The sequence below is a fragment of the Tumebacillus permanentifrigoris genome (genome assembly GCF_003148565.1).
Lineage (GTDB): Bacteria > Bacillota > Bacilli > Tumebacillales > Tumebacillaceae > Tumebacillus > Tumebacillus permanentifrigoris.
In genome coordinates, this window is sequence record NZ_QGGL01000035.1 from 1 (window position 1) to 8,919 (window position 8,919).

Annotated in this window: 4 protein-coding genes and 3 rRNA genes; all 7 read left to right on the forward strand. The window is 50.7% G+C overall.

What is annotated here, in order from left to right:
* A 23S ribosomal RNA gene (locus C7459_RS22100) occupies positions 1–141 on the forward strand; the annotation flags it as partial.
* Positions 142–191: 50 nt separating this feature from the next.
* Positions 192–308 (forward strand): 5S ribosomal RNA (gene rrf, locus C7459_RS22105).
* Positions 309–426: 118 nt separating this feature from the next.
* Positions 427–1,917 carry a TIGR02677 family protein gene (locus tag C7459_RS22110; protein WP_170119614.1) on the forward strand — a complete coding sequence of 497 codons (1,491 nt, stop codon included), beginning with the start codon at positions 427–429 and terminating at the stop codon, positions 1,915–1,917.
* Positions 1,917–3,110, forward strand: a complete 1,194-nt coding sequence (locus C7459_RS22115) for a TIGR02678 family protein (protein WP_109691417.1) — start codon at positions 1,917–1,919, stop codon at positions 3,108–3,110. Before C7459_RS22110 ends, C7459_RS22115 begins: the two co-directional genes overlap by 1 nt.
* Positions 3,107–7,177: a TIGR02680 family protein gene (locus C7459_RS22120; RefSeq protein WP_109691418.1), complete on the forward strand. Its 4,071-nt coding sequence runs from the start codon at positions 3,107–3,109 to the stop codon at positions 7,175–7,177. The genes C7459_RS22115 and C7459_RS22120 overlap by 4 nt, the downstream gene beginning before the upstream one ends.
* Positions 7,161–8,447: a TIGR02679 family protein gene (locus C7459_RS22125; protein WP_109691419.1), complete on the forward strand. Its 1,287-nt coding sequence runs from the start codon at positions 7,161–7,163 to the stop codon at positions 8,445–8,447. Before C7459_RS22120 ends, C7459_RS22125 begins: the two co-directional genes overlap by 17 nt.
* 285 nt (positions 8,448–8,732) lie before the next feature.
* A 16S ribosomal RNA gene (locus tag C7459_RS22130) occupies positions 8,733–8,919 on the forward strand; the annotation flags it as partial.

Here is an 8,919-nt window from a genome sequence, read left to right on the forward strand (position 1 = left end):
CGCGAAGCCCCCCTCAAGATAAGACTTCCCACACGGTCAACGTGGTAAGACCCCCAGTAGAAGACTGGGTTGATAGGCTGGGTGTGTACGTGCCGCGAGGCATTTAGCTGACCAGTACTAATAGGTCGAGGGCTTATCCTACGAAATGCAAGGTCTTGAACTCACAAAGTTGCTCTACCCAGTTGTCACAGTCTCGTGATGATGGCGGAAAGGTCACACCTGTTCCCATCTCGAACACAGAAGTTAAGCTTTCCAGCGCCGATGGTACTTGGACCGCAGGGTCCTGGGAGAGTAGGACGTCGCGAGGCAGAAGCATCAGGAACAAAAAGGCCCGATCCATTGTGGATCGGGTCTTTTTTTGTTTATTCAAACATGCTAAACTTTAGTAAATTATATGAAATCTATCCATTCTATAGGGGTTTTCTCATGTATGATAGTCTAAACAAACCGATTCCGGAATTTACGTATCTAAACGCACGCGGAAACATCATTCGCTATCGGTACATCATGCGTTTTTTCTACGAACAGTATGAGCGCATCAATTATTGGCTACGACCAGAAGAAGTCTACGAAGGTGTTGTGGCCATGGGACTTGATATGCCATATGAACTTGAGGAGTGCCAACAGGACCTGGGGGTCTTGAAGGAGTGGGGCAGTCTGGTCGTCCAACACGACGGGACGCGTGTTACAACGATTGAGGAGTACTTGAAAAAGCGATTCCGCTATATGATGACACCCTACGCCATTGAGATTGAGCGGTTGGTCATTCAACTAGAGGGGATTAAGGGATATGGCGGTGCTTTGCAATCGAGCAAATTGTATGAGCTGGCTCGACTGGTTCAAAGCCTGCGTAACTGGACAGATCGTTCGGCCCAACAAGCGGAAGAACATTGGGATCGTATGTTTGAGATTTTCAAAAACCTGAACGAACAAGCAGGCAACTACATCGCCAGCCTAAACAGCAAGCAATCGGAAGAGTTGTACACGACCGAAGCTTTTCTCCCTTATAAGGACTCGGTGATCAGTTATCTGGACGAGTTCATCTCGGTTTTGCAGCAGACGGCTCCAGAAATCTCCCAATCCCTTCGAGATCTACAGAGAGATGAACGCTTCGTGAGTGAGTACTTAGAAGCTGTTATTACGGCCAAACGATCTGTGCCACAGCTGGAAGAAGTACTGACTGAAGAGGAATGGCGGAGACGCATGCAAAGTCAGTGGCTGAATTTTGAGCGTTGGTTTCTCGGTGATGAGCGTGACCGTGCTCAGACCGTGCGCCTCGTCCATATCGCCAAAGAGACTATTTACAAGCTTGTGCGCTGTGCTTTGCGCATCCAAGAGAAGGGCCGTAGCGGCATATCGAGGATGCAAGAGCTGGAGGCGATCGGTCTTTGGTTTTTGCGGCTTGACGACATGGATGACGCACATCGTTTGTTCGCCTATGCGTTTGGATTGTATGAAACACGGCACTTTCTAGGAGAACACCGAGATGATCGTAGCGCACTTGCGGAGACATCCATGTGGCAAACGCATCCCAATAAGATTTCACTTACCCCGCGCGGACAACAGTATCGACAACGCAGTACTGGACCGACTCCAGCAATAAAACGAAAGAAAACCACCTCGATCCAAGACTATCTGGAGAACAAACAATGGGAAGAAGGACTGTTGCAGCAATATGTTGCCAAAGGCATCGTCCGCATCTCAGAGTTACCTGTAGTAAGCCGTCAGGAAAGGCAGCAACTCCTTGCGTGGATTGGCCGGTGTTTGGGGAATAAGTTGTTGTTTTTCACGACGCCGGAGGGAATTCAGATTGCCATTGACAGGAAAACGGAAATCCCAACGACCACGTTGGAATGTGAGGACGGCACGTTGCAGATGCCTGACTTTACCCTGGTGTTTCGCAAGGAGGGAGAGTAATGACGCTGTCACCACAAGAAGAACAACGTCGTGAGGAGCGGGCAATTCTCGCACAGTTGCTTCTCAACAGACCTTGGATAGTAAAGTCTGAAGATCCAGACTTGTTTCTACGAATACGCGATTATTATGAAGAATTGCGAACTTGGTTCCACAATGCTTGCGGCTTTACGCTATTGAAGACAAAAGAGCTGTTCAAGTTGGAGAAAGTTCCGGGTGTGGCACAGCCGTGGATGGGTATCCAACAGTTTCAAAAGCCACTCGACTACGCGTTGTTTACGTTCTGTACCAGGTTTTTGGTTAATAAAAGTGAAACGGAACAATTCGTTCTTAGTGAGATGGTAGAGGAAGTTTCCGCGCAAATTCATTTGGCTGGTGTTGATTTTTCTCTGGAAGAAACGCCTGATCGCCAATCGCTCAAAAGAGTATTGAAAAAATTGAGGGAACTCGGAGTGCTCCATGCGATTCACGGGGATGAGGAGGAATGGGCGCGGAGCAAGGACGAGAAAGCGAATATCCTGTATGAATGCACATCGGTAGCCACACTCGTGCTCCGAACATTTGCGCAGGATATTACGTTGGTGCGGGATATGGAGGAACTGGGAGCTGGGGTTTATCCAGACAATCAGGAGGGACAAAACGCTCGGCGTCGTCATTATGTGTTCCGTCGTTTTTTGCAAGAACCGTATGTGCCAGATGCGTGGTTCCTGCAAAAGGATGACCGGAACTACGTGCTCTGGCAGCGTAACTACATCTTGGAACAACTCAAGACGGTGGGGCTGCAAGGCTCGAGGTATCGGGAAGGGATGCTTTTTTATGCGGAGGATGGACGAGGGGAGACACAATTGTTTCCCACCGCTCGTTCGATCAGCGATGTAACTCTTTTGCTGGCCGCAGAGATCCGGGCACGACAACAAGCAGATACTCCTGAGTTTCCCACAACTCCTGCCGGGACGATTGAATTGACGCGCGCTGATCTGGAGCGGGTTTTGGAAGCGATGCGGCAGACTCACGAGACGTATTGGAGTAAACATGACCGAGAAACCACCATCGCCGAGTTGGTTGATCAGTTACTTCATCATTTGTCGGAGTGGGGATTGGCTGTCTGGAATGGCGGGCAGCAGGTTGAATTGACGGCTGCTTTGGGACGGTGGTCAGGATTCTATAAGCAACAGCTAGGAGAGGATGCCATGTGATTACGAGATGGAAACTGCATCGGGCGGGCTTGTTTAATTTTTGGTACTACGAGGATCAAGAATTCGTCATGGAAGACGGGCGGGTGTTGTTCCGGGGGTCAAATGGCGCCGGGAAGTCGGTTACGATGCAAAGCTTCATCCCTGTCGTCTTGGACGGGGATACGCGACCACATCGACTGGACCCGTTTGGCTCCAGAGATCGCAGAATGGAGTACTATCTCTTGGGGGAGGATCAAAAAAACTCAGATAGCACCGGGTATCTCTGGATGGAGTTCAAAGATCCGAGCACACGAACGTATTTGACGATTGGGATTGGACTGAGAGCCAGGCGTTCGCACAACCTAGATTTCTGGGGATTTTCGATTACAGATGGTCGTCGAATTGGACAGACCTTCGATCTGTACGAGTCTGATTATTCTTTTGATAGGGAGTCGAAGTTCCCCCTTGATTGGAAAGGGCTGGAGCGCGCCATCGGAAGCGGCGGGAAAGTTGTTCGAGAGCGCAAAGAATACAAATGCATGGTCAACAGACTGCTTTTTAAGTACAGCCAGATTGAACAATACGAGGATATGCTAAACCTGTTGATTCAACTGCGCAGTCCGAAACTTTCCAAGGATTTCAAGCCTAGCACGATCTACGAGATCCTCAATAACGGTCTGCCGCCGCTCCAAGATGACGAATTGCGTCCACTTGCAGAAGTTTTGGAGGCCATCGATCAGATTGGAGAACGAAAAGACGAGTTAGAGACGCATGTGGGGTTTGTCAAACGGGTAGCGGACGTGTATCAACGATACAATGAATACCAGATGTATAGCCGTTCCGGGCAGGTGATGTCTGCTGAGGAGCAGTTCACGAAGCTGACTAAGGACTGGGAAGCTCGCAACTTGGAATACGATCAGTGTGAAGCGACGATCACGAAATTGATGGCACAAGAGCGCGAGGCCGAGAACGCCATTCGGCAGATGACGGCTGAGCTCAACGTTTTGCAAAAAGACGAGGCATTTCAGACACAGGAACAATTGATGGAAAAGATGAAGAACCGCGATCTTTTGCAGACACAACTGATGGAGTTGGAAGGCAGAGTTCAATTTTGGCAGCGAAAAAAGGAACAAATTGCGCGAGATCAGCAAGAATGTGCTGGGAAACTGCAGTTGTGGGAATCGCAGCGCCAGAACCAATTGCAAGAGATGGAAGCGACGGCAGCGGACATGGAGTTCACCTACCATCAAGTGGCGCATCTGCGAATCTCACGTGAAGCGGTGGAGGATGAGCCGTTATGGGCGAATTGGAAACGAGAGTTGGACAGCCACGAACAAGCGTTGAAGCGGGGGCTGGAGTTGGCTCGGGAATACGAGAAAGCCAAACAAAAACTTCGATCAGCCGAAACGGAGTTACACGAGGCGACGCTGCGTCGCGATGATGAAGAACGCTTGCTGCACCAAGCGGAAGAAGGACTCGAAACTGGTAAAAAAGAACAACAGCGCTCCCTGTGGAAGTGGAAAAGCGAATTGAAGGTGTTGCAGGTTGAAGATAGAGAGATGGAGGAAGCTCTTCGGAGTTTGGCCGACTTCCCCGTGGTCCGGTACGAGCAAGTGCGTCTCGCATGTACGGGCGCGTATGAGCAGCAATTGGATGCGATCCGGCATGTGCGATTGGAATTGCGCAACACACAGGAGCATTTGAAAAAGGAGCTGGCGGAGACCAAGGCTGAGTTGCAAGGCTGGCAAGAACAGCGAGAACCCGAACCGCCCCGCACGGAAGCGAGGGTGCAAACCCGTCTCTCCTATGCGGCTGGCGACATTCAAGGGGTCCCGCTCTACGAATCTTGTGAGTTTCGCCGGGAAGTGCCCTTGGAAGTACAAGCCCAGATTGAAGCGCTTTTGCAGGAAACCGGCTTGCTGGATGCGTGGATCGGAGACAAAGGATTGCAATGGTCGCGTGAAGATCAAGAGTTTTGGATTCAACCGGACCCGGTTGTATTTGGAGCCTCATTGGCCGACTATTTGCGGCCGACCCCGCCGGAGGACTGCTCGGTTTCGGGGGAGCACATTGACTCGATACTTCGTTCGATTGAGATGGGCGATGTGCAGATTGGATCGGCGCGGGTGGTATTGTCGGAGGAGGGATATTTCCGACTCGGAACGATGCTTGGCAAAGTGCCGCCGAAGTCACGCGTAGAATTTATCGGTCGCGAGAGTAGACGTCAGACGCGACTGGCGAAGATTGCGGTTTTGCAGGCTGAGTTGGAGCGTTTGCAGGTTGCTGTGCAGCAGTACGAACAAGTTGTAGCGGAACAGGACGACCAAGAGCGCCGCTTGCAAGCGGAGTGGTCTCTTTTTCCAAAAGCGGATCTGCTGGAGGAATTGGTGCGTTCCTTGGAGATTGCAAAGGGCAAATGGCAGGCGGCACGGGAAGTTGTGGAGACGAAAAATGAGCAATACAAACGTGTTCTGCAACAGGAACAGGAACGTCGCCGCGCTTTGAGCGATGCAACGGGGCTGTGGAATTCCTTGAAATCTGAGTCACAACTCGCGTGGGGAGTGGAACAGGTGCAAGTCTATCGGGGGGAGTTTTTTTCCTTGCGTACTCTGTGCGACCGCATGATGCAAACCCAAGCTCAACTGCGTGCATTGGAGTCTTCCGTTCAAGATGCGGTAGAACAATTGGAAATGGAACAGGACAAGTGGTCCAAACAAGAGCGCGATTGGCAAGAGGCGGACGCAACAGTGGAAGCGTTGCGCAAAGTGATGGAGGACTTACATGTCGAGGAGAAGGTGGAGCAACTCCGTCGTTTGACCACGTCCATTTCTGAGACCAAAGAGGTTTTGCATACCGTCGTTTACCATGAAGAAAAGGGGCTCATCCAGCTGCGATCTCTTCGCTTGAATTTGGTAGACAAGGTGGAGAGCTTGAAGATCGGACGCGAGGAGTCGTTGGCTTTTCTCGATGAGAAAGTATTGCAATTCGCTGAGGAATGGCGGTTGCATCTGACCGAGTGGCGGGGGCAGGAGCTGCCTGCCGATCGTGCGGATGCATTGAAAGTGTGCCGGAAAGTGCATCAAAGGTATCGGGGCGTGTATGATGCCCGACGCGGGGATACCATTTTGAAACAACTGTATGATGTGTTCCATGAAGTGCGACCGCATCTGTTGTCGTACGTGTTGGAGATGGAGGAAGCGGGCTCACGACAAGTAGTTCATTTTATGATGGATCGCACCCGACCGATTTCGCCAGAGCGGCAGTTCGATCTTTTGCAAAGGCTGTTGGAGGAACAAAATCTGCTTATGAACCAAAAGGAACGTGAGCTGATGGAAAAGATCTTGCTACAAGATATCGGAGTCAGCATTCGTCAAAAGATTCAGCGCGCAGAAGAATGGGTGCGGCAGATGAACGAACTCATGGAGAATCGGGATACGTCCAGCGGTCTCAAATTGAAGCTCAAATGGGAGCCACGGCCCAAAAACTCCGAGCAGGAGATGGACACTTCGGATTTGGTGCGGTTGCTCAGGATTGATTATGTACATCTTACGGACGAAGACCGGGAACGCATCCAAGAACATTTTCGTTCGAAGATCCAACAAGCCAAATCGGAGGCTGAGCATACGGCGGCCTTGCGGGTGATCATCCATGAGTTTTTGGATTATCGCAAGTGGTACCGTTTCCAGTTGAGTCATAAAAAAGGTGAACAAGCAGGCTACCGCGAGTTAACCGACTCACAATTTAATGCCATGAGCGGTGGCGAGAAGGCGATGGCCATGTATATTCCGCTGTTGGCCGCCGCTTCCTCACGCTATAAGGGGGCCTCATCTGATTGTCCCAAGTTGATTTCGTTGGATGAGGCATTCGCAGGGGTTGACGAAGAGAATGTGCGCGACCTGTTTAAACTGCTGACAGAGATGGACTTCGACTACATGATGACAAGTCAGGTGTTATGGGGTTGCTTTGACACCGTTAAAGGTTTGGCGATTTACGAGATCGTTCGACCCAAAAATGCGGATCATGTCGATGTGATACGGTATTATTGGAACGGTGTCATCCGGGTGGTGGATTATGCTCTCAGCGGATGAAGTAAAAAAGCATTTTATCCAGCCTGGGTATCGTCGGCTATTTGAGGCAGTGCGACGAAAAATGGAATCGATGCGCGGGCGCGTGGCCGGGCGTGTGGTGCTTGAACAGCTCACCGAGGAAGAATGCAGTCGTTTGTCAGGTCTGCTCGGCATCCCCTGTTTGTCTGAGGACAAACTCACTGTAAAATTGCCAATATTGGAACGACGAATGTTGGAATCGAGGTGGAGGATCGGGTTGGCTGAACTCGTTCCTCTGGTGACAGGGACTCCGCTCGTATCCAACCACGAACGGCGGGAGCAGAAACTCCAGACGTGGGAGCAGTTTTGCGATCGTCTCGCGGAACTTTGTCTGCGTACAGAGAGTTGTCGGTGGGTGGAAAAACTACGAGCAGGTGAGGGGGCAGGGACCCGAACTCTGAAGAGTCTATTAGAAGACGAAGAACAGCGGGCTTTCGAGTGGGCTGCTCTGATTGTGCGAGCTGTGGATGAGTTGCCATGCTGGGAGGATCGAAAGGAGCGACTGCCGGTTTTTGGGAATCGGCTGTGCGGCGATCCTCATGTATTTGATGGAGATCAACAGTTGGGTCGGTTACTGCACCAAGTACTGTCTGATCTATTTGATCCATCATCAGGTGGTACAGCTGAGAGGAAGCGCGAGTTGATGGCGGAGGCTGGGTTGATGGCTGACGATTTATCATCCCAAGTTTTTTTGCTAGGACTAAAGCCTATCTCATCCGAACGGTTTCGTCCGATTTTTGATACATTTTACGAGGCAGGCATTCCGGTCATTTTACCATTGGCGGCCGCCCGAGCGGATCTGGTCTGGGAATCGGTGTCGAGGGTTTATGTGGTGGAAAATCCCTCAGTTTTTCAGACGATTGTCGATGCGTGGCCAAGTGGTCGCGCATGGCCGGCCGTGATGTGTACTAGTGGGCAACCGTCTGTCGCTGCGTTAAAGGTGTTGGACGCGTTGGTGGAAAAAGGCAGCCTCGTCTTCTATAGTGGGGATTTCGACCGAAAGGGGCTCGAGATGGCGAGTTCCTTTCAGAAACGGTATCCAGAGAGTTTCTGTGCTTGGCGAATGGGTTCTGACGATTACGTTGCGCATGACAAGGGACTGTGGTGGGACAAAGAGGAGCTACGAATCTTGTCTACACTAAGTCTGCCTTGGGATGAACTTTTGATCGAGACGATACAAAAACGCAAGTTGAAGGTGTTTCAGGAGTCTTTTGTGGAGCGGTTGATCAAGGATTTGTTGATTCACTTTTGAGTCAGGTAACAAGAAACGCAGGAGAAGCAGCCAGGTAGGCGCTCTCCTGTTTTTTTGTTTCATTTGAGTTGTGTTTGTCGAGAAATTGATTTGAGAGGCGGTTGGATCTTTGATAAGATAGTCCTTGTCGCCGCGAGAGATGTGGTGAGTGAAGAAAAGAAAATCTACCAGTTGACACTAGATGATCGGTATGGTAAATTGATTGAGTCGCTTCGGCGGCACGTTTTGATCCTTGAAAACTAAACGAGTGATAGATGAGAATCGATTCGAGCCTTGAATCAAACTTTAATTGAGAGTTTGATCCTGGCTCAGGACGAACGCTGGCGGCGTGCCTAATACATGCAAGTCGAGCGGACTGATGTGGGGCTTGCTCCATGGATGTCAGCGGCGGACGGGTGAGTAACACGTGGGTAACCTGCCTGGCAGACTGGGATAACGCTTGGAAACGAGTGCTAATACCGGATGATCTCTT